Source organism: Virgibacillus sp. LDC-1, from assembly GCF_030137545.1.
GTDB lineage: Bacteria > Bacillota > Bacilli > Bacillales > Amphibacillaceae > LDC-1.
This window is the reverse complement of sequence record NZ_JARUVL010000005.1, coordinates 135,125-158,983: the sequence shown is the minus strand read 5'-3', so window position 1 is coordinate 158,983 and position 23,859 is coordinate 135,125. Positions and strand designations below refer to the sequence as shown.

General features: G+C 37.9%; 16 protein-coding genes and 1 pseudogene. 12 read left to right on the top strand and 5 right to left on the bottom strand.

The genetic code is table 11. The annotated features are described in order from the left end of the window. The first annotated feature begins 202 nt into the window (after window positions 1-202). The 3 genes from QBK89_RS06630 to QBK89_RS06620 all read left to right on the top strand — a co-directional run bounded on the left by QBK89_RS06630 (window position 203) and on the right by QBK89_RS06620 (window position 4,247). Window positions 203-1,783 carry an ABC transporter permease gene (locus tag QBK89_RS06630; RefSeq protein WP_481937825.1) on the top strand — a complete coding sequence of 527 codons (1,581 nt, stop codon included), beginning with the start codon at window positions 203-205 and terminating at the stop codon, window positions 1,781-1,783. A 4-nt stretch (window positions 1,784-1,787) separates the two neighbouring features. Further along, window positions 1,788-2,525: an ABC transporter ATP-binding protein gene (locus tag QBK89_RS06625; protein WP_284140240.1), complete on the top strand. Its 738-nt coding sequence runs from the start codon at window positions 1,788-1,790 to the stop codon at window positions 2,523-2,525. Between the two features lie 681 nt (window positions 2,526-3,206). Further along, window positions 3,207-4,247 (top strand): MerR family transcriptional regulator, encoded by a 1,041-nt coding sequence (locus QBK89_RS06620; RefSeq protein ID WP_284140239.1) that lies wholly within the window; start codon window positions 3,207-3,209, stop codon window positions 4,245-4,247. A 78-nt stretch (window positions 4,248-4,325) separates the two neighbouring features. Here QBK89_RS06620 and QBK89_RS06615 read toward each other — a convergent pair whose 3' ends face one another. Continuing rightward, a complete protein-coding gene (locus tag QBK89_RS06615; RefSeq protein WP_284140238.1) occupies window positions 4,326-5,411 on the bottom strand; it encodes an N-acetylmuramoyl-L-alanine amidase family protein in 1,086 nt (361 codons plus the stop codon). Window positions 5,412-5,602: 191 nt separating this feature from the next. On the opposite strand from QBK89_RS06615, the gene eutH reads away from it, so the two are divergent. Further along, window positions 5,603-6,685, top strand: a complete 1,083-nt coding sequence (gene eutH, locus QBK89_RS06610) for an ethanolamine utilization protein EutH (RefSeq protein WP_284140237.1) — start codon at window positions 5,603-5,605, stop codon at window positions 6,683-6,685. Window positions 6,686-6,755: 70 nt separating this feature from the next. Here eutH and QBK89_RS06605 read toward each other — a convergent pair whose 3' ends face one another. Next, window positions 6,756-8,000: an ABC transporter permease gene (locus tag QBK89_RS06605; protein WP_284140236.1), complete on the bottom strand. Its 1,245-nt coding sequence runs from the start codon at window positions 7,998-8,000 to the stop codon at window positions 6,756-6,758. Next, the gene (locus tag QBK89_RS06600) at window positions 7,993-8,919 is read right to left on the bottom strand and encodes an ABC transporter ATP-binding protein (RefSeq protein ID WP_284140235.1); all 927 of its coding nucleotides are present in this window, start codon (window positions 8,917-8,919) and stop codon (window positions 7,993-7,995) included. Before QBK89_RS06600 ends, QBK89_RS06605 begins: the two co-directional genes overlap by 8 nt. A gap of 345 nt (window positions 8,920-9,264) precedes the next feature. Between QBK89_RS06600 and QBK89_RS06595 the strand changes: the two genes are divergently transcribed. From QBK89_RS06595 to QBK89_RS06575, 5 genes are all read left to right on the top strand, one after another. Continuing rightward, a complete protein-coding gene (locus QBK89_RS06595; RefSeq protein ID WP_284140234.1) occupies window positions 9,265-9,771 on the top strand; it encodes a DoxX family protein in 507 nt (168 codons plus the stop codon). 162 nt (window positions 9,772-9,933) lie between these two features. After that, a complete protein-coding gene (locus QBK89_RS06590; protein ID WP_284140233.1) occupies window positions 9,934-10,551 on the top strand; it encodes a superoxide dismutase family protein in 618 nt (205 codons plus the stop codon). A 143-nt stretch (window positions 10,552-10,694) separates the two neighbouring features. After that, entirely contained in the window at window positions 10,695-11,879 is a 1,185-nt protein-coding gene (locus QBK89_RS06585) for an MFS transporter (protein WP_284140232.1), read from the top strand. A gap of 183 nt (window positions 11,880-12,062) precedes the next feature. Further along, entirely contained in the window at window positions 12,063-15,236 is a 3,174-nt protein-coding gene (locus tag QBK89_RS06580; protein ID WP_284140231.1) for a DEAD/DEAH box helicase, read from the top strand. Window positions 15,237-15,418: 182 nt separating this feature from the next. Next, window positions 15,419-16,645: a TsoY family (seleno)protein gene (locus QBK89_RS06575; protein WP_284140230.1), complete on the top strand. Its 1,227-nt coding sequence runs from the start codon at window positions 15,419-15,421 to the stop codon at window positions 16,643-16,645. Between the two features lie 82 nt (window positions 16,646-16,727). Here QBK89_RS06575 and QBK89_RS06570 read toward each other — a convergent pair whose 3' ends face one another. Continuing rightward, window positions 16,728-18,020: a hypothetical protein gene (locus tag QBK89_RS06570; protein ID WP_284140229.1), complete on the bottom strand. Its 1,293-nt coding sequence runs from the start codon at window positions 18,018-18,020 to the stop codon at window positions 16,728-16,730. 255 nt (window positions 18,021-18,275) lie between these two features. Beyond that, window positions 18,276-19,894 (bottom strand): annotated as a pseudogene (locus tag QBK89_RS06565) (long-chain fatty acid--CoA ligase). 263 nt (window positions 19,895-20,157) lie between these two features. Here QBK89_RS06565 and QBK89_RS06560 point away from each other — a divergent pair. From QBK89_RS06560 to QBK89_RS06550, 3 genes are all read left to right on the top strand, one after another. After that, window positions 20,158-21,144 carry a TAXI family TRAP transporter solute-binding subunit gene (locus tag QBK89_RS06560; protein ID WP_284140228.1) on the top strand — a complete coding sequence of 329 codons (987 nt, stop codon included), beginning with the start codon at window positions 20,158-20,160 and terminating at the stop codon, window positions 21,142-21,144. A 134-nt stretch (window positions 21,145-21,278) separates the two neighbouring features. Next, complete coding sequence (locus QBK89_RS06555; RefSeq protein ID WP_284140227.1) at window positions 21,279-21,815, top strand: DUF1850 domain-containing protein; 537 nt, start codon at window positions 21,279-21,281, stop codon at window positions 21,813-21,815. Next, window positions 21,808-23,808, top strand: a complete 2,001-nt coding sequence (locus QBK89_RS06550; RefSeq protein WP_284140226.1) for a TRAP transporter permease — start codon at window positions 21,808-21,810, stop codon at window positions 23,806-23,808. The genes QBK89_RS06555 and QBK89_RS06550 overlap by 8 nt, the downstream gene beginning before the upstream one ends. Window positions 23,809-23,859 lie beyond the last annotated feature (51 nt).

Here is a 23,859-nt window from a genome sequence, read left to right as displayed (position 1 = left end):
ATGTAAAAAGCTTGCATTGTATAAGTATTTTCACACATAATTGGAAGTGGTTTTGTCAGCTTCTATTTTTGACTATATTTAAACATTTGAAAGAAGTAAATCATTCGATACAGATGTTTTGTTAAGGAAACAGTGTCAAGATCTGAAAGGCGTGAAACAGTTGAACTGGATTAGAAACATGAAAAGTAGCATAAACGGATGGATGATATTTAGCTTCGTATTTATTATCCTCATCATACTACCTAACATATCCATCATATTACAATTTTTCCATGAGTCAAATGACAATTGGGCCCACATAAAAGAGTATATGCTCAACACCTATATCATGAATTCATCGCTGCTTGTTTTAGTTGTCGGTTTATTGACGGCGATCATTGGCTCTAGCTTAGCGTGGCTAATTTCCGCCTATGATTTTCCGTTACGTGGTTTTTTTCAGTGGGGGATGATTTTACCGCTCGCTATCCCTCCCTATATTGGCGCTTATACGTATCATGGTATTTTAAATTACACAGGCGTCATTCAAACCACCTTAAGAAACCAGTTTGACGTCACGGTCAATCAACAATTCTTTAATATCATGAATATGCCAGGCGCAATTTTTATATTTGTTATATGCCTATACCCGTATGTTTTTACGATCACGAAAGCTTTTTTGGCTAGACAATCTACTTCTTTAATTGAAAATGCACGCTTATTAGGAAGTGGATCTTGGCGCATTTATTTTAAAATTGTTCTCCCAATTGCCAGAGCATCCATTGTGGCGGGGGTAAGTTTGGTCATTTTAGAAGTCCTCAATGATTATGGTGTGGTGAAATATTTTGGTATCCAAACATTTACGACGGCGATTTTTCAGACGTGGTTTGGATTCGGGGATCTCAACTCTGCAATCAAATTATCGGGTTCCCTTATGTTTATCATTTTAGGGCTTCTCCTACTCGAGCGACTATTACGAGGACGAAAACGATTCAGTTTTACGACGACAAAAGTAAAATTATTACAGCCGATTGCGTTAAAAGGACGCAAAAAATGGCTCGCGTTTGGTTACTGTATGTTTATCTTTGCCATTGCTTTTATTATCCCTTTCATCCAATTAATGGCTTGGGCTGTTTTAACGTATAATCAACTGTTTTCTCAAGAATTTTTGACGATCATCCGAAATACCGTTTTTGTTGCTTTTGTAGCGGCGACAGTTATTACCATTATGGCTGTTGTGATTAGTAACTTTTCACGGCTCCATCGCGGCTTAATGGCAAAGCTCTTTCCTAAAGTAACGATTTTAGGTTATTCTATACCTGGAGCAGTTATTGCAGTGGGCATCGTAACCCTTGTAACGGGTATTGATGCAAAAATTTACCAATGGGGCTGGGTATCCTCTTACATCTTAAGCACAAGTATCTTTATGCTCGTTTTTGCCTATATCATACGATATTTAGCCGTTGCATACAATTCCGTTGATGCTGGTTTTGAACGAATTGGCACAAAATTCACAGAAGCTTCACGCATGCTCGGCAACAATGTGACACAGTCATTTTTTAAAGTTGATATCAAAATGATTCGAGGCGCCATTTTTAGCGGTTTCATTCTGGCGTTTATCGATATACTAAAAGAACTACCATTAACATTAATTTTAAGGCCATTTAATTTTGAAACGCTAGCAACCAACGCCTTTACTTATGCAACAAATGAGATGATTCACGAAGCTGCCATTCCATCGATTTTAATTATTATCATAAGTGCTGTTTCGATTTACGTTTTCCATTATGTCTTAGAAAGGGTGTAAGCTGATGTTTATTCAAATTCGCGATCTACATTTCAAATATCCAAACGCAAGTGATTTCACGATCGATGCGTTCAACTTAACCATTAATAAAGGTGACATAACCACGATATTGGGTGAATCAGGTAGTGGTAAAAGTTCGTTACTACGATTGATTGCAGGTCTAGAAATACCAACAAAAGGAACGTTTATGGTTGGCGATGACTGTATGTGCAGTCCATCGAAATTTGTGCAACCTGAAAAACGAGATATTGGAATGGTCTTTCAAGATTACGCGCTATTTCCTCATATGACAGTGGAAGAAAATATAATGTTTGGCTTGGTCAAATGGTCACGGAAAGAGAAAAAAGAACGATTGAAAGACGTACTTGAACTCATTGATCTTAATGGCTATGAAAAACGTTATCCTTATGAGTTAAGTGGTGGTCAGCAGCAACGAGTCGCTTTAGCACGTGCCCTGGCTCCAAATCCGAAATTATTACTTTTTGACGAACCATTTAGTAACCTTGATGCCGACTTACAAATTAGAATTAGAGAAGAATTACGCACGATTTTAAAAACAACTGGTGTCACGTCGATATTTGTCACCCATGATCAAGAAGATGCCCAAGCGATTGCTGATCGCATTGTTATTTTAAGAAAAGGAAAAATTACCGCGACGGGCACACCTGATGAAATCTTTAATACCGACTGCGACATCACCAAACGCCTCCCCATCAAACCGAGAGTGCTGTCTAGGCTATAAAATGGGTCTGTCCCCCGACCCTAAAGTGTTAAAAAAGAAGTGAATGGTGGCTATATAACCGGCTGAAAATAAAAAACAGAGGCCATTCTAATTAAACAAGGATGACCTCTATGTATAGCTATTCAAAACCTTTACTCCGTTTTCTTATTATATTTTTGAGTGGTTTATTTGTATTTTCGCTCAATCCTTATAGCGGTTTAGTCTATTAATCTTTCATCTTGCAGCAAGTGTTGTTTATTTTCATTTGTAAGTTTTTATTAACTCCTGCCTTCAGACTGCTCCTTTGCATTTCCTTGCAAACCATCCAACAAAGGTATGGTGCACAAAAGCAAAACAAATATCTGATAATAAAACCTTCGAGAATTTTTTGTGTTGTTTGTTGGCAACCCTATTAGTTAAATCCTCCTGCTTGTTTAAGAACATTTATTATATCCCAAAATTACAATTTCCTACCTGATACCAAACAATCAACCTTATAAAAGCAAAGGTCTAAATTTACAAAAATAGAATTGAAGAGGCAGCATGACAATAACTTGATTCACTAGCTTGCAGTATGTTTTCTTCCAATAACGGATAGACATAAATAAATATACGTTTATTTGGAAACGAGTCCTTGTTTAAAATTACACTTTACATTCTACTTACGTTAAGGTTTAGACTGAGTGGGAGGAGGGATTCACCATGCAAATAAAAGAAGTTGCAAAAGAATTGAACATTTCAGCAAGAACCATTCGTTTTTATGAAAAACAAGGGTTGATACAGCCGGCGAAAAAACCAGAAAATGATTACCGAGTTTTCTCAGAAGAGGATGTACTCCAGCTAACTACAATTACGGCACTGCGAGAGGTTGGGATGCCTATAAAACAAATTAAAGTAATATTAGAAAAGCCGGAGATGACGCTGCAAGAGCATTTGGAAATCCAGCGCACGGCATTACTTGAAAAATGGGTAGAGATGAAAGATATGCTAGAAACGTTAGATGAAATGATTACTCGAACGAGTTCAACCGAATTTTCTTATCAAGCGCTTTATCCATTGGCAGCTCACTTGAAAAAAATAAAAGAAATTCGCTATCAGTGGACAGATCGGTGGAATTTTGATGGGCAAGCGCATAAGTATGATCAACGTATTAAAACAGAAGGGCACGTATTTAATGTGCATGAAGGCTATGAAGCGGCTTTAGCCATGGTAGAAAACATCGTTCAAAAGGGGCGGGAGGCAACCTGTTTGGATATTGGTATCGGTACAGGCAATCTTGGTTCCCGATTTTTATCGTATGATATGAAGGTAATCGGTGTAGATCAATCAGAGAAAATGCTCGAAAAATGTAAAGAAAAGCATCCAGAAATAGAATGTCGCAAAGGACATTTTCTTATACTTCCTATTATAGATAATCAGATTGATGTCATTGTATCGAGCTATGCGCTCCACCATCTCCCGGACGAAGAAAAGCTACTTGCTCTTGAAGAAATGACACGTGTATTAAAACCTTTTGGACAAATTTGCATTGCTGATTTAATGTTGGTAGATGAGGTACATCGCCATAAAGTATTAGAAGGCTATCGAGAAAGGGGCAATACGGTAGCGGTTGAATCGATTGAGGATGAATATTATGCGAATCAAGCCCTGCTTGTTAGCTGGTTTGAGCATCATGGCTTTCTCGTAGAAACATACCAATTCAACGATATTTTAAGTATGATTTATGCCAAGTGTAAAAAATGAAGCATATTTACAAAAATAAAAACAAGCTGTCTAAACAGATCTGGAACGCGTTTGTTTAGACAGCTTAAAGTTACACCATTACTCATTTTGAAAATATTGATTTAACCCTTCTGCAATTGCTTTTGCTATTTGATCTTGATATGAAGCAGTTTGAATTGCTTCAAGGTCATTCTGATTTGTCATAAATCCGAGTTCAAGAAGTACGGCAGGTATAGTGCTATCTCGTAATACGAGATAGTCAGATTGCCTTACATTGCGATTATTTCTATCTGTATTTTTAATCACAGCGCTGTGAATCATTTTGGCAAATTTATAGTCTCGCTGTGCATGATAATAGTGTGTGCTAATTCCACCGACGTTATTTTTAGGAAAGGCATCAAAATGGATACTTATAAATGCATCCGCATTACTTGCATTGCTTTTTTGTACACGTTCCTCTAGTGAAATAAAAGAATCAGTGGAACGGGTTAGCATTACCGAAGCGCCTTCTTTCTTTAAGTGATCGGCGACTTTTTGTGCTGCTTGTAAGGTTAAATCTTTTTCAAATACACGATTGCTAACAGCACCAGCATCCTTTCCACCATGTCCAGCATCTAGGACAATTTCAAATCCAGCTAATCTATTACCAGATATGGTGATGGCATTTTCAGAGATTTTCACCTTTCTTGGTTCCATTGTCTTTTCAATATTTTTGGGTATTCGAACGAAAGGCTCATCAGGTAAAAAGGGCGTATCAATGACAGTGTCCGCTGTTTCTTCTTTTTCAGAAGAAGGCTTATCTTTTTGCGGTGTGGATAAGCTTCCGTTTTGTTTCGAATCTTTATTGGGACTGCTTTCGTTCTCTTTCATATCCTTTTGATCTTCTTCCTTGTCTTCCTGGGTAATAACAGTAAGATAATCCTTTGCTACCCACACAGGCTTGCCTTGGAAAAACGTTTTTACCCAGCCTTGCTGCTCTTCAAATACAGTTAATCTACTACCATCAAGTAATTGGCCAACGATTGTTGCTCCATTAGAAGGTTCTATTCGCATGTTAAGCTGCCCTGTATTTACCTCATATAGCTGACCATCTGCTGCATGAGCTGTTGATATAGGCAGAAATAAAAAGAACAAAAACAACAGGAGGCTAACAATCGTTATCGGTCGGTTAAACAATTTTTTCATGAGTTATCTCCTATCCTTCCTATTAAATTTGTAAACTAGTAAACTAGCATGTCCAGAAAAAGAAGGAGATATACATGCATTCAAAAAATAGAAAGCTAGAAATCTGTGATAGAAGTCCATTGAAAAAGTCACCTAAAAAATAGGCCACATATGGTATGATAAGTTTAAAAATCTAGAAACGGAGTAGTAATATGGGAATTAACGACATCATTGTTTATATCGTAGTAATATTTCTTTGCTTAGGGGCAATCGATAAAATAATCGGAAATAAGTTTGGGTTAGGGGAGCGGTTTATCGAGGGTTTCCAAGCAATGGGGCCGCTCATGGTAGCAATGGTTGGTATTATTTCGTTAGCTCCTGTGCTCGCTTCGATTTTAACGCCGATGATTACTCCGTTTTATCGTATGATTGGTGCGGATCCAGCTGCTTTTGCAAACACGATTTTGGCAATTGATATGGGCGGATATGCATTAGCGAAGGAAATGGCATTAAGCCATGATTCAGAGGTGTTCTCATGGGTTTTTCTCGGAACAATGATGGGACCAACCATTGTGTTTACCATTCCAGTCGCACTAGGAATTATTCGTAAAGAGGATCATCCATACTTTGCAAAAGGCATTCTTATTGGGTTGATTACTGTACCAATTGGAAGCTTAATAGGTGGTCTAGTTGGACAGCTTAGTCTGGAAATGATTTTGAAAAATCTTGCGCCAACGATTTTGTTTTCGTTGTTGATTGCACTTGGGCTATGGAAAAAGCCTCAACGAATGATTACAGGCTTTTCTCTTTTTGGGAGACTTGTTGAGATTGTAGCCATTATTGGATTAACCGCAATTATTGTAGAAACGTTAACAGGCTATGTGCTTATTCCAAATATGGCGCCATTAAGCGAAGGTGTGCTTATCGTCGGTCAAATTGCTGTATTTCTTGCAGGGGCGTTTCCGATGGTTGCGTTTATTCAGAAGGGAATGCAAAAAGCCCTCGCAAAAATCGGTGCGCTTTTAAGAATTGATGATACGTCGACAACTGGTCTTGTCGCATCACTTGCGCATAATATTCCAATGCTCGCAATTTTAAAGGATATGGAGCCACGTGGAAAAGTAATTAATGTTGCTTTTGCTGTAAGCGGTGCATTTGTATTTGGTAGTCATCTCGGATTTGTCGCGGGAATAGAGAAGGAAATGGTGTTTGCAATGATTGTGGGGAAGCTAACGGCAGGTGTTAGTGCTGTTGTATTAGCAATGCAAATAATGAAGAAAGATAAGAACATATAAGAGAGATTCATCGTAATATCATCATAAGTATAAAAGCACCTTCACTTTTAAGTGAGGTGCTTTTGTACGCTTACGCTCGTAGCCATTTCAACATTTCCTTTGGAGACGCATTTTTACCATACATTAAAATACCAACTTTGAATATTTTTCCTGCTAGTTTCATAAATATCCAAATACTTACCAATAAAATCACTAGTGAAATACCGATTTGCATCCATGGCCATACATCTAGTACGGTTAAGCGAAGTAGTAGAACACCAGGTGCAGTAAACGGGATATAGGTACCAACCTGAGCGACGATTCCACTTGGATCACTTAACACAGGTCCTATAAATACAAATGGTAGGAATGGCAACATCATAACAAATCCTTGGAATTGACCAGCAGAGCTCATATCTGCCATTGTCGCTCCTATTCCAACGAAAATAGAAGAGAAAAGTAAATATCCAAGCACCGCAATGGAAACGAGAAGTAATGTTTCTGGAACGAATAAATACTCGAATACAGGTATTTCAAGTTTAATAATCGCAAATGGTAGCGCAAAACCTAGAAATACAACGGCCTGCACAATGCCTAATACAAAGTAGCCAATGATTTTCCCTTGCATTAATTCACCAGGTGTCACCGAGGAAAGAATAATTTCGGCGATCTTATCCTTTTTTTCCTGTGAGGCACTTTGAAAAATATACATGCCAGCAAAGACGATTGATAATAAAATGATTCCAGCAAATAAGCCAGGGACGAATTGTTCTAATGGATCTTCGCCTAAAGAACCACTTTCAGCCGTCTCGCCATTTCCATCTGTTTCCGTTGTTGCGATAGTTTCGTCAAAAACGATCCCCGTCGTAACAGCAGCAAGCTGTTCATCACTAAGTCCAAGCTTTTTCATCTGTAATGCTTTAACGGGTGCTTCTAATACTTGTACTTGATTCATAAAAAAAGGACTCATTTCCTCGCTTGCATAAACAGGAATTACTCCCTCTGAATATGCACGATCATCGAAATAAAGATAAGCGGTATTTTCTGATTCTATTAGCTCTTTTTGAATGTCTTTCTCTGCAATATCGGTGGCTTGAATCTTCCAATCAAATTCATGCTGCCGAGCAGTCGCCTCAATTGCTTCATAAACCCCTAATTCATCATGGACATAAACATGTGTAGTTACAGCTGATTCACCAGAGTCATCACCAAATAGGCTACCAATAAGCATAAATCCAAAAAATAGAATTGGTGTTAAAAATAAACCAATTAAAAATGATTTATTTTTTAAATTGCGCTTTATTTCCCACTTTGCTACCTTCATTGCATTATGCATGTATTTCACCTGCTTCCTGTAGTAAATTTTTATCTGTAGCAATATCAATGAAAATTTCGTGTAAAGATATACGATCGATACGTAGTTCTTGGATTGTTAAATGATCAGGTAAACTTTTTAACCATGTTGCTGGATGTGTGTTTTTAGATAAATGTAAAATGGTTGCATCTTCTTTCTGATCAATTCGGCGCACCTCAGGTATTTGTTCAAAGGCAGAAAGCTCATTTTTCCCACGAATAGTGCATTTAAAGCTGGCATATTCTGTTTTCACATCATCTAATGTTCCGTAGATAACTTTTTGTCCGCGTTGAATCATAAATAATCGGTCACACATTTCTTCTACCAGATTCATTTGGTGCGAGGATAATAAAATCGCTGTTCCTTGATCTGCAAGGGAACGGATTTCTTCCTTGAATAGGTCTTGACTTACTGGGTCGAGTCCGGAAAATGGTTCATCTAAAATAAGCAGCTCTGGTTCATGGAGGATAGAAGAAATAAATTGAACCTTTTGGCTCATTCCTTTTGAAAGCTCTTCAACATTTACATTTTCCTTTCCTTCTAAGTCGAATTTCTTTAAGTAAGCTAATGCACGTTCCTTTGCTTTATGTAGTGGATAATTTTTTAGCTCAGCAAGATAAAGCAGGATATCCATTACTTTCACATTTTTGTATAGACCACGTTCCTCTGGTAAATAGCCAATCTTATGTCGTGGGATGTCTGCGTGGTTTTGAAATGAAATTGTTCCAGCATCAGGGTACATGATTCCCATAATATTACGAATGGTCGTAGATTTACCAGCTCCGTTTGGCCCAAGAATCGCCATGATTTCTCCTTTATGTACATCAAAGGATACTCTTTTTAGTACTTGTTTGTCTTTAAAGGACTTCTCTAAATCCTTTACAGATAGCATCGTTTCCATGTAATCGTCCTTTCTATCTTTAGTTGTCATGCATCTAAGGAATGCACGTGTAAACTTTCTCTCCTATTAGTTCATTAAAATGTAATACGAATAAGTATTAAAAAGGTTTCTCTTTTTTTATTCCGTTTATAATTGGAGGTAGCCATGTATGGTTTGATGATTAATCCCTATTTACGTTGTGTGTATAGCCTTTGTTCACAATTCCGACACAACTTTGTTTCTGTATTGTGAAATGATTCACAAACTTAATGTGAATTGTACAGCGAGATGTTATTATAATATTGTAATAAAGATACAAATTAATTTAAAGTATGTGAAAACAATAACAAAGAGGAGATGAGGAAGATGATTGTAAATTTCATTCGTAACAATAAGGTGTTCGCTGGTGTATTAGCAATTATACGTGTTTATATCGGGTATGCGTGGTTAACAGCTGGATTAGGTAAAGTTACAAATGGCTTTGATGCAAGTGGATTCTTACAAGGGGCGATTGCCAGCGCGGGAGGAGAACATCCAGCGGTTCAAGGCTGGTGGGCAGCATTTTTAGAGCATGTCGCACTTCCAAACGCAGGATTATTTAGTTTTCTAGTTGCTTGGGGAGAGGTTCTTGTAGGAATTGCACTTATTCTCGGTATCTTTACAAACTTTGCAGCTCTAATGGGAATTACGATGAACTTTGCATTCTTGTTCAGTGGTACAGTAAGTACGAACGCACAAATGGTTCTCTTAACGATATTCTTACTTGTAGCAGGATATAATGCAGGTAGATATGGTTTAGATAGATGGGTGCTTCCTTTTATAAAAGCTTATAACCCAGATAAGAAGCAGAAGAAAGATGTAATACCGGCATAACAAATCACTAAAACGGTCTTATACCGGAAGTCAGCCTCCAAACGGGGACAATGTTTGGAGGCATTTTTATATGGATTAAAAGAACAGCCACTAATTAAAATGGAATGTTTATTCCTCGTCTACTTTGTGAATAATTGTAATAACATGTCGAGGAGGGATGTTATGAAAATAAAGCTGTGGAGTATTGTCGTATTGTTCAGCATGGTTTTGATTCTGGCAGCGTGTGGTAACGCAGATAATGATCAAAATGAGCAAGAAAATACGGATCAAGAAAAAACAGAACAGGGAATGGAAGCTTCTGTACAGCCTAGTTCAGAAGGTGTGCAAGCAGAGGCGATTCTCATTAATGGTGAAGGAGAAGAAATTGGCAAAGCGATGTTAGAACAAACAAAAGAAGGCGTTAACATTACACTTCAGGCATCAAAGTTAACCCCTGGCGTTCATGGTTTTCATATCCATGAAAAAGGAATTTGTAATCCACCAGATTTTAAGACGGCAGGTGGACACTTTAATCCAACAAATGCAAAGCATGGATTTAATGTGGAAGGCGGACCACATGCAGGCGATCTTCCGAATATAGAAGTGAAAGAGGATGGAACCGTTGAAGTAGAGGTTACAGCAAAGATGGTAACCCTTGAAAAAGGAAAAGAAAATTCACTATTAAAAGAAGGTGGAACAGCACTAGTCATTCATTCTGGGGCGGACGACTATGAATCTCAGCCTGCAGGAGATGCGGGTGAACGTGTTGCATGTGGAGTCATTAAAGGCAAGGGTGAGTAAGCCACTTGCCTTTAATTATAGAACCTAGTAAATCAGGATTATTACCCGGTATATTCGGATGGAGCAATCCCGCATATCGTTTCTATTTTCAACCACTGCACACTCCTGTATAATAAACTTCGACTATCGAAGGAAGTGAAATGATGAGTGTGCAACAAAATAATTCAGTAAAACACGAAAAAATTTGGACACGAGATTTTATTATGATTTGTGTGGCGAATTTTTTTATCTTTTTAGGATTTCAAATGACATTGCCGACACTACCTATATTCGTGAAAGAGTTAGGTGGAAGTGATCAAATTATCGGTTTAATTGTCGGGATATTTACCTTTTCTGCATTAATTTTCCGGCCATATGCAGGACATTCATTAGAAACAAAAGGTCGACGCTTTGTCTATATGCTTGGCTTATCCATTTTTGTTATATCCGTCGGTTCGTATGCCTTTATTACGACAATCGGGTTTTTATTTGTAATGCGGATGGTGCAGGGGGTTGGCTGGGGATTGTCAACTACAGCTACAGGAACAATTGCAACGGATTTGATACCGCCAAAACGACGAGGAGAGGGAATGGGTTATTTCGGTTTATCCGGGAACCTTGCATTAGCATTTGGTCCTTCGCTCGGACTTTATCTTGTTGGGGTTATTTCGTTCAAAGCTTTCTTCCTTATTTGTGCGGCATCCGGGTTGGTAGCATTTCTATTAGCAGCCAATATTCGTTATAAAAAAGTGGAGCAATCCGAACATAAATCGGTTACCGTGAAATTTGATATTTTTGAGAAAACGGCATTACAGCCTGCTATTTTGTTATTCTTTATTACGGTTACTTTTGGAGGGATTGCATCCTTTCTTCCTTTATATGCTGCTGAAAAGCAAATTACTGGTATCGAGTCCTACTTCCTCGTATATGCCTTATTCTTATTACTATCTAGAACGTTTGCAGGGAGAATTTATGATATGAAAGGGCATCTGTACGTGTTTCTTCCAGGGGCCCTGATGATTTTTATTGCGATGCTTCTTTTAGCATGGCTGCCAAATACGTTTATTCTTTTACTTGGAGCGGCCTTTTATGGATTGGGGTTTGGTAGTGTGCAGCCTGCCTTACAAGCATGGGCAGTTGATAAAGCGCCAAGCAATCGAAAGGGAATGGCGAATGCAACATTCTTTTCCTCATTTGATCTAGGTGTCGGCTTAGGTGCTATTGTGTTTGGGCAGTTAGCATTTGTATTTGATTATGGAATCATATACATTACATCGGCTGTTTCTGTTCTGATTTCCATGCTCCTATACATTTACTTACTCCTTCAAACAAAAAGAAAAGCAAGTTAATAAATAGCATCTTTGAAGTCATTACCTCGTAAGGAACGTAACTATAAATCCAAGCTGCTTTACGGCTTGGATTTATTTGCGTATGAGAAAGTCATGAAAAAAGGTAAATTTTTGCTATGGTTTTAAAACGTATCATTCTTGTATACAATAGAAGAAAAGTGATAAAAGGTAGGTTGCTAGATTTTGAAGAAACTGAGCGATATTAATTTAGAACGATTGTTTCCAGCTTCTGTATATAAACGAGGATTACAATACTTTAAACAAGATCGAGTGAATGACTTGCTTTTTGATATAAATCATCAGGTGTGGACAGCAACTGTTGATGGAACGGAACCATATTTTGTAGAAATTGATTTACAGCATATGGAAAAAGGAGCGGTTGATACGTATTGTGATTGTCCAGCTTTCGATACGTTTCAAACATGTAAGCACATCGTAGCGGTGCTCCTCAGCGTTGTTCAAAAAGAACGCAACAACCCTTCCCACGAAGCACGTCCAAACTATAAATTAGCCGAACAGTTTATGCAATCATTAGGAATGATCAAACAACAGGAGCGAGCAAACGATTTTTTTCCTGACAAAAAAGAGCTCCATATCGAATATATTGGTAAATGGGGCTATGAAAAAAACCTGATTTTAGAGCTGAAAGCAGGTGAAAATCGTTCCTATGTTGTAAAGGGTATTGTTGAATTTTTACATGATGTACACTTAGGGAGAGGGCATTTTTTTACGAAAAATTTCATTTATTCACCAGAGCATCACTATATTTTACAACAAGATATGCAAATCCTAGAAAGGTTATTTTCTATCGTTCGCAACGAGGAAATATATCGGGAGCCGGCTTATTATCATTATCTTAATAAAGGAAGCGAGAAGCGCTCAATTGTAATTCCACCGCTCGTAGCTGAAGAGCTCTTGGAACAATTAGTCCAAAGAGATTTTATTGTTGATAATAAAGAGAGTGAAAATGAGCAGCCACTGCAAATTGTCAAGGATCAGCTTCCTTTTCGTTTTTCCTTATCTAAAAACGAACAAAAAGATCTTACGTTGAATTTGCATCATATGGAAGGTGTAACGTATTTTGATTCTTATCAAATGCTTTATGATAAAGGAACCTTCTATTTTCCAAGCAAAGATCAGGTTCCTATTATTGAGCAAATCATGAAATTTAGTCTGTTGGGAGATACACTTCCAATTGCTAACGAGCAAGCAGATATGTTTATTTCCGAGGTTGTTCCGTCATTAAAAAAAGTAAGTGAAGTAGATATTGCCGATAATGTAGCAGCTGACATCATTCAAGTCCCTTTAAAAGCAAAGCTATATTTAGAAGTAAAGAATGATTGGATAATTGGAAAGCTACTGTATCATTACGGAGCAGAAGAAATTGATCCATTTAATGGTAGAAAACAGAATGACGTCATGATTATTCGTGATGTTGAAAAAGAACAAAAGATTATGCAGCTTATTGAGCATGCTAATTTCCATTACAACGGCAAAGAACTGTATATAGCTCCTGATGATGAGCAACTATATGAATTTCTTTATCGTTATTTACCGATGCTTGATGAGCAGGTTGAATTATTTCTTACATCCGAGCTCCGAAGTATGTTTCTTGAAACAGAACCTACTCCAAGCACTAGTGTTCGTGTGGAATCTGCAAATAATTTACTGGAGGTTGGATTTGATATTGAAGGCGTTAATGATGATGAGGTCTCCCGTATTTTAGATGCAGTGATTGAAAAAAAACGCTATTATCGAATGCAGGATGGTGCAATCATATCGCTAGAGGGAGAAGATTTTTCTTCAATCAAGCAATTTTTTGCGGACTTGAATATTAATAAAGATGATGTTCAGAATGGGAATATTCAAATGCCGGTTTATCGAGGTATGCAAGTTGATGAACTGCTTGATACAAAGAAAAATTATGATCCAACATTTCGTGCGCTCTTGCATCGGTTAAAATCACCGGAGGAACAGGTCTATCCATTGCCGGAAAAGCTACATGCTACCTTGCGAAATTATCAAGTAACAGGATATCAATGGTTCAAGTCGTTAAGCTCCTATCAATTAGGGGGGATTTTAGCGGATGATATGGGGCTAGGAAAAACATTGCAAAGTATAGCCTATATTGTTTCCGAGCCAAGTGACTATCCACATATCATTGTCGCGCCATCTTCGGTCGTTTATAATTGGAAAAATGAAATAGAGAAATTCTCACCGTCTTTATCTGTAGCAATTATGACGGGAAATCCAGTTGAACGCCATGCACGAATCAAGCAATCCCAAGCAGTCGATGTATGGATTACATCTTATGCGACACTTCGGCAAGATATTGAAATTTATATGGAGCAGCAATTCCAGACACTTATTTTAGACGAAGCGCAATTTATTAAAAACTATGCAACGAAAACGTCTCAAGCGATCCGCAAAATGAAAGCAAGTCGTCGTTTTGCTTTAAGCGGGACTCCAATAGAAAATTCAATTGATGAGCTGTGGGCAATTTTTCAAGTAGTGTTACCAGGTCTAATGCCTAATCAGAAGCAGTTTCGTCAATTAGAGCATGAAAAAATCGCGTCATTAACAAAGCCATTTATATTACGTCGCTTAAAAAAGGATGTATTAAAAGAGCTTCCTGATAAAATTGAATCTGTACATGTATCTGAATTAACCGATGAGCAAAAAAATCTGTATGTTGGGTATTTGCGTCAGCTACAACAAGAGGCGGCTCAATCGATGCAAACGAACAGTTTTCAGAAGAACAGGATGAGAATTTTAGCAGGACTTACTCGATTACGCCAAATCTGCTGTCATCCAGCTCTATTCATTGAAAATTACGACGGTCCTTCTGGTAAGCTGGCTCAACTGATGGAGACGGTTCAAAATGCAATCGAAAATGGAAAAAGAATGCTGATTTTTTCTCAGTTTACGAGCATGCATGAAATAATTATCGAAAAGTTAACAGAAGCAGGTATTGGGTATTTTTATATCCACGGACAAACAGCTGCACAAGAAAGAGTTGAAATGAGTGAGCGTTTTAATAATGGGGAAAACGATGTATTTCTTATTTCACTAAAAGCAGGTGGAACAGGATTAAATTTGACAGGTGCTGACACGGTTATTCTCTATGATCTTTGGTGGAATCCAGCAGTCGAAGATCAGGCAACTGGACGGGCACACCGATTTGGCCAAAAAAATGTTGTGCAAGTAATTCGTTTAATTACGGAAGGAACGATTGAAGAAAAAATTTATGATTTGCAGCAGAAGAAACGTGAATTAATTGATAAAGTAATTCAACCAGGAGAAACAATGCTTTCCAGCTTAAGTGAAGCAGATATTCGCGAGCTGTTAAATATTTAACGAAAAGTCATTTTGAAGTACCTCTGAGGTTGGCGCTCGCCATCCTTCGGAGGTGCTTTTTGATTGAATGAGCTATGTATAGGGGAATCCCCCTAAAAACACTTGAAAGGATTGTTTATTTCTCTTTTGCCATTTATAATATATACCCATGTGGGTATAAAAAAAGGAGGAAACAATAGAAGATGAGAAAGAATTTAGGAAGCAATTATAATCCGCTCTACTTTTTAGCCTCATTAGGAAGTGGTGGATTAGCAGTATCATTTTATATGTATTTTATGTTCATGGTGCAGCATCCAGGAAGACCGATGGCCAATTTTGAACACGTATTTCCGCTGATTGGAAAAGAGAATATGGCAGTATCACTATTGATTGTCATTGCAATAATGGCAATTATTTTTATGGGATACAAGCATGTTCAACTATTACTATGGAATATAAAAGAATATCGCGCATTTAAACAAACCGAAGCATTTGAGAAGCTGAAGAACTCAAATGCCGCAGTATCACTCATGGCTATTCCGCTTACATTGGCGATGACAATAAATGTGTTACTTATTTTTGCAGGATTGTTTATACCAAATCTATGGAATGTGGTGGAATACATGTTTCCATTTGCATTGCTTGGATTTTCAGCAGTAGGAATTTATGCATTAATCATTTTTAAAGGATATATGACGCGCTTCTTGATGAAGGAAGGGTTTGACCCAGTAAAAAACAATAGCCTTAGTCAGCTTCTAGCAGTCTTTGCTTTTGTTATGATTGCGGTTGGCTTTGCGGCACCTGGTGCGATGAGTAGCACGTTATGGGTGTCAACGATAGGAATAGTATTCTCTATCTTTTTCGCTACATTAGCAATTGTATTGTTTGTCGCCCATTTAATCTTAGGAACGGCTGCAATGTTTGAGCATGGAATTGATAAAATCGGCAGTCCAAGTATTTGGATGGCTATTCCGATTATGACGATTCTAGGTATTACATTTGTGCGCTTGTTCATGGGCGTGAATCATAATCTGCTTCAAGAAGCAAACCCTTCTCCACTTCCGCTCTTTATCGTGTTAGCTGTCTTTGTTTCGATTCAGCTTGTATTTGGAATTATCGGCTATGCTGTTTTGAAAAAGATTGGCTATTTTGAGGATATGATCCATGGAGAAGGAAAAAACGCAGGCACATATGGATTGATTTGCCCAGGAGTGGCATTTATGGTGCTCGGTATGTTTTTCATCCATTGGGGATTTGTGCAAAATGGAATAGTCACGAAGTTTTCACCAATTTACTTTATTATGCTCGTTCCATATGTCTTTGTTCAGCTTAAGACCCTATCGATTATGTTTAAAATAAACAAAAAGCATTTTTCCGTTTCAAGCAAGGTGCTTGTGGCTAAAGGACAATCAATCTTGAGAAATGAATAGGTGCGCTCTGGTGGTTAAGGTCAGAACCTTTTAAAGAGGAGCATCAATGGCCTTGTTTAAGGTTCATGATGCTCCTCTGCTTTTACATATTAATTTGAAATAGCTTTCGTGGGCGTCCTTTTACATATGGCTTTTCTTCGCCGACAACTTTTATTACATCCCCAATTAATAGCTTGTTTATCGTTCTTTCAGCACTTCGTTTTGTGACACGATAATACGTGGCAACATCATGTGAAGAAAAAGGCTCATTGTTTCGTAAAGTCACGAAGTCGATAAAATTGTAGGAAAGCTCATTATTTAACCGCGCTTTATGAATGAGCGCTTGATAAAGTCTCGATGTATCGAAATGCTTTTTTACACCGAGTGGTCCAATAATATCCTGACGATCATTTACGATATAACAGCTACTTCCTTCTGACTCTCCGCTTATATCTAATGCTTGTTGTGCGTGGTCCTCTGCTTGTTTGGCAGTAAGGCCAAGACCAAAGCCGATTTCTACTGGTACCTTTATCCTCGTTTCGATCTCTTGTAGAAGTGGAAAATCACGATAATGGTTTGTTATATGATCTAAAATCCCACGTGTACCAAATAATACGAACTGATTTTCATTATTCGTTAATAATGTTGCATATGTTTTTTCGGTGAATCTGACAAGAATACTAGAAAGTTTGGATTGAAGTTCTCTCACTTTATGTATGCCTTTTATTTTTTCTATTTCTTGTAAATGTTTAATTCGTGCATACCCTGCCACAATTTGTGCACTTTGGCTTTTGTTAAAAGTAACCAACGATTTAGCTTGCTCCATTGCATGGAGTATATTCGTTTTTGGTATGATCATACAGCTACTTGGAATGGCTCGTTGTTTTAATTGCTTATCAACTTCAATAATAGAAGTAAGGGCATAGTCTATCTTTCCTGCCTCCCAAAGTTGTACATGGTGCGATACAATTTGGTCTATATTTACTTGCGACATGTCGTTATAACTATACGTATAAAATGCACGATCTAGCATTTCTAACTCGGAGAGTACTTCGGTAACATGTGTACCATTATGAATGTCAATTGATATTCGTTTTAGTTCTTGCTTCTCATAATTTCTTACACGATAGAATGAAGTGAGAACCATGTATTCATCAAATGTAATTTGAACAGCAGGTAACCGTTTCTTTTGGATTTTTTCTTTTGCATGCAAGTAAGATAAAGGGGTAGTAAATAAATAGATATCACACATAAAAGCTTGGTCAATTAATAGATTCACATCGATTTCTTTTGTATAAATAAATGGAATAATTTCAATATCCTGTTGTTCCTTTACACAATCTTCTACCCGTTCTATAATTTCCTTTCTTCCAAAAACAGCAATTTTAATCGTCACTTCTTCCACCCCCTTTCCCAATTTGTTTAAAATAATTAATTATTCTGAAAAAATAACCCGATGAAATGTTTTCAGATTGATATACTAAAATATATCGTATTGAATTTTCATAATATTGTCAAGAAAATAACGATGTAAAAACTGGTTTTAATATAATAAAATGGAATATTTTTCTTTAAGAGATGGAGTAGCTTACAGAGAAAAATTCTCTGCAAGCTAAACAAGGGTAATACGTGAAGCGATAAAAAACATCCTTTATTCATTCAATTGATAATGAGCTTTAACTTGCTCTCTCAGCTGCCTTTTTAAAAACTTTCCGACAGACGTTTTCGGTATTTCTTGGAGAAAGAGAATATCATCTGGTAACCAGAATTTAGGGAATTGTGGCTCTAAATACGTAATAAATGTCTCTTTGGAAACCTTGTCTTCATAACCGTCATTTAATACAATACAAGCAATTGGACGCTCCTGCCACTCGGGATGAGGGATAGCAACAACACTCGCTTCAAATATCGCTTCATGCGCCATCAAGGCATTTTCAATATCAACGGAAGATATCCATTCCCCACCACTTTTTACTAAATCCTTTGTGCGATCGACAATTTTAATCGTTCCTTCTTCATCTACGGTAACAACATCTCCTGTATGAAACCAGCCATCTATAAAGGCTTGTTCACTTCGCTCATCGTTGTAGTATCCATCTGCAATCCAAGGGCCTTGTAATAAGAGCTCTCCCATTTCCTCATCGTTCCAAGCAACTTCGCCATTATTTCCAACTACCTTCATTTTTAATCCGGGGACAAGGATTCCCTGTCTTGATCTTTCTTTAAGTATACCTTCCTCATCGAGGTTTTGTTGATAGCTTTTTAGGCGGGAAAAGGTAACGAGCGGAGTTGTTTCCGTTGCCCCATATGCATGATAAAACGGAATTCCAAACCGTTTTTCAAATGTTTTAATTAATCCTAGAGGAGCTGCGGCCCCCCCACAAAGAATAGCGCGCAGACTAGAAGTATCATAATCGCCCTGCTCTAACTCTCGTGCTAAGCCAAGCCATATTGTTGGCACACCAGCAGTGATGGTGACGCTATATGCTTCAATAAATGCTGCTAATCTTTTGGTGTAAAGCGGGGACCAGGCATGACCTGATTACTGCCAAACCATGTGCAAGCAAACGGCGTCCCCCATGCATTCACGTGAAACAGTGGTACAACAGCCATCATGACATCCTTTTCCGAAATACCTGCTGAATCTGCTAGTCCTAAGGCTAAACTATGTAGCACAATGCCGCGATGCGTATATAAAACGCCTTTTGGTTTTCCGGTTGTTGCAGAGGTATAACACATTCCTGCTGGATCATTTTCATCAATTTGAGTTGTAAATGGATAAGTTTCATCACCTGTAGAGAGTAGTTCTTCATAGGAGTAAAGTGGGGCTAGCGAAGATGCTGGAAGCTCATTTTTATCTGTCATAACGATAAACGCTTCAACTGTCGGTAGCTGATCTTTTATCTTATCGATAAGCGGTAAAATATCTTCATCAATAAATAAAACCTTATCTTCTGCGTGATTAATAATGTAAATAATATGCTCTGGGGAAAGGCGGATGTTAATTGTATGCAATACAGCTCCCATTCCGGGTGCGGCAAAGTAAATTTCTAAATGACGATGATGGTTCCAAGCAAGCGTTCCAACACGATCTCCTTTTTGAATACCGAGTTGTGCTAATATACTCATTAGTCTACGTGTTCTGCTTCCAATTTCTTTATAGGTTAAACGGTGCAGCTTGTCGTGTGTTTGCGAGATGACTTCCTTTTTAGAAAAAAATGTTTCCGCATGCTCTAGCATGGAACCAACTAATAAAGGCACTTGCATCATGAATACCAACTCCTTTTCATTTGTTCTTTCATAATATCACATTATTCCAATTATTTTAATAATAAAAATAATTAGTCAGAGACTTTCATCATTGAAGAAAGAAAGAGCGTGAAAAATCCTTTCTGAATCAAAAGAAAGCTACTCATTTTGCTACCTTGTAACTAGGTTATTTGTCTAAATTTTCACAATGTAATAGATTGACAACTTTATTCATTATTTTGTACAATGATGAAAGCACAAAATTATACTAAGGGGGACTATGCATGAAAAAGAAAAATTTTATGCTTTCATTTGCAATGTTGCTCGTACTATCACTTTTTTTAGCAGCTTGTGGATCTGATGATAAAGATGATGCAGCTAAAGGTGGCGACAAGGGAGATAAGCCAGAATTTCTCCAATTGCTAACTGGTGGAACAAGTGGTACATACTATCCGTTAGGCGGCCAAATGGCGAAAATCATTTCTGATGAAACAGGAATTGAGACAACAGCTGCTACGTCGAATGCTTCGGCAGACAATGTAATCGCTTTATCAAAAGGTGAAGCTGAGCTTGCTTTTGTTCAAACGGATGTTGTTGCAAATGCAATCGAAGGAAAGAACGCTTTTGAAGGAAAAAAAGTAGATAATGTCTTAGCATTAGGGTCTTTATATCCAGAAACAATTCAAATTGTAACGACGGCAGATTCTGGCATTGGCTCTGTAGAGGATTTAAAAGGAAAAAAAGTATCCGTTGGAGCACCAGGATCAGGAACATATATTAATGCGGAACAAATCTTAGAAGTACATGGGATGACCATGGATGATATTGATGCGCAAAATTTAGACTTTGGTGAATCTACTGGTGGTATTCAGGATGGGAACATTGCAGCAGCGTTTATTACAGCAGGAACACCAACAGGTGCTGTAGAAGGGTTATCAGCTACAGAAGATGTTCGTATCGTACCAATTGCACAGGATAAAGTGGACGAATTAGTAAATAAGTACCCTTATTATGCTGCTGATACGGTGAAAAAAGGAACATATAAGTTACCTGAAGATGTAAACACAGTAGCAGTACTTGCAATGCTAGCAGTTACCGATGAATTATCTGAGGACGTAGTCTATGATATTACGAAAGCCATTTATGACAATACTGATAAAATTGAACATGGCAAAGGTGAATTTATCACACTTGAATCAGCATTAGACGGTATTGGGATTGATCTTCATCCAGGTGCCAAAAAATATTTTGATGAAAAAGGAATAAAATAGTTTTTTTCGAATAAGAAGAATTGAAGGCCAGTTGTCGATCGATTGTTAGACAAACGCTGCTGGCCTTCCTTTTTACGTCCGATATAAATCCACTGCCAATCATTCTCCCTTGTATTATGGATAGGATGGTCCAAATGAAACTTCAACAAAAGCATGTACGACTTACTGCTATTTCTCTTCTCACGCTTATCATCATTATAGGTGCACTTTTCGTCCCTTTTCGGACTGCCCTTGTTTTTTATAAAGAAAACTCGAATTCTATTATCGCTTATCTTCCGCTCAAGGAGGGAGGGAATTTTCAGATTGTTTGGAAACACTCTATCCACTTAACGGATGTTGTCGAAAAATATCAAATTCTTCCTGACCATTCCATGAAGCAGTATGAAATCATCTATGAGCATTTTGGTATTGGTATGCCTAGTAACGCCGAGAATGGAGAGGAGTTTGTTTACGAAGATGGCAAATACCATATAAAGAATTTAAATAATATTTTTCCATCATTTGTGCTACGAAATGGCAAAACAGTATCTAACCATCGCCTTCGCTGGGGGCGAAATGGACAATCGGAAATTCAATTTAACGATTACTTCCGCCCAGGCGGATTTTATAAGTTAAAGGTAGACAACTTATCTCTATGGCAACTTATGAAAGGAGTGAAAATCCATGAGTGAATCAAAGAAAATGGATAAGCTTACACAAGAACAGCAAGAGGAACTTCTGCAAAAGTATGATACAGAATCCAATACACGAAAACTTACTGGAATTATGTCGTTAGTAATTATCGGGATTTTAATTGCTTTTTCGGCATTTCAAATATACACTGGTTGGTTTGGAGAAAAAACAGCCTATATTCAACGTACTGTTCACTTGGGATTTGCGCTAGTTTTAATTTTTTTGCTTTTCCCTGCACGAAAAAAAGGACCAAAGCGAAAAATTGCTTGGTATGACTATCTATTAGCTATACTGTCGATTATCGTAACCGGGTACTGGCCGATGTTCTATGATAAGCTCGTACAGCAATTTGGTGGAATCGATCAATTTCAAATGATTATTGGGATTGGGGCAATTCTTCTCGTGCTTGAAGCAACAAGAAGAGCTGTAGGACTTCCAATCGTCATTATTGCGAGTCTATTTCTTATATATTCCTTGTTTGGTCCATATATGCCAGGCATGTTGGCTCACCGGGGACTTACTCTTGAACAATTAGTTCATTCGATGTATTTTACAACGGAAGGCATTTTAGGAACCCCGTTACAGGTTTCCTCGACTTACATTTTTCTTTTCTTGTTATTTGGAGCGTTTCTTGTAAAAACTGGAGTAGGAGACTATTTTAATGATTTAGCAATTTCATTGGCAGGTAGAAGAACTGGTGGTCCAGCAAAGGTGGCTATTTTTTCAAGTGCGCTAAATGGAACCATTTCTGGTAGCTCTGTGGCGAATACGGTTACGACAGGGTCTTATACGATACCGCTAATGAAGCGTTTGGGCTATCATAAAAACTTTGCAGGCGCAGTAGAAGCCGCATCATCTACTGGTGGACAAATCATGCCACCTATTATGGGTGCAGCTGCCTTTTTAATGATTGAGTTTGCTGGGGTAGGCTATTGGGAAATTGCCAAAGCAGCATTAATTCCAGCGATTTTATATTTTTCTGGGATATGGATAATGACGCATTTTGAAGCGAAGAAATTAGGACTACTTGGCTTGCCAGAAGAAGAAATCCCATCGAAGAAAGTAGTATTTAAAAAGCTACATTTACTGCTTCCTATTGTTGCGATTGTTTGGTTTTTATATGATGGTTTTAGTATTTCTAGAACAGCGTTATATGGAATCATTGCTGCAATCGTTGTTAGTATGTTCTTGAAAGAAACACGGATCACACCACGTAAATTTGTCGAAGCATTGACTTCTGGTGCAAGAACAGCACTTGGTGTTGCAGCAGCAACTGCAAGTGCAGGAATCATCGTCGGTGTTGTGACGAAGACAGGCTTAGGGCTAAAGCTAGGAAACGGACTTGTAAGTATGGCAGAGAGTTTCACCTCTAGTCCTAATGGTTTATTGCTATTGACCCTATTTTTTACGATGATTGCATCGATTATATTAGGAATGGGTTCGCCAACAACAGCAAACTATATCATCACCTCAACAATCGCTTTGCCAGCTATACTGGCATTAAACGATCAGCTTGAAGTTGCCATTCCAGTTTTAGCGGCGCACATGTTTGTTTTCTATTTTGGAATTGTTGCGGATATTACACCGCCTGTTGCCCTAGCTGCTTTTGCGGCTACTGGAATTTCAGGTGGAGAACCAATTCGAACGGGGGTAAATGCATCAAAGCTAGCGATTGCTGCATTTATTATTCCGTATATGTTCGTGTTACAGCCGGAGTTGTTAATGATCGATACAACAATTACAGAAGTAATTTGGATTTTATTTACGGCTATCACAGGTATGCTTGCGATTGGAGCGGGATTAATTGGTTATTGGTATCGAAAGCTTTACTGGATAGAACGGATTGCAACAGTAGCCACTGGTCTATTTCTTATTTACCCGGAGGGGAACTCTGATTTGATCGGATTAGGAGGCTTTGTAGTAATGCTTGTATTGCAATTTGTGCTTAAACGAGAGTCAGAGCCTGATAAATCGCAAGTAGCTTCCGAATAAGAGGGAAGCTATACGAAAGCAATGAACATATAAAAGAAGCTGTCTTCATGT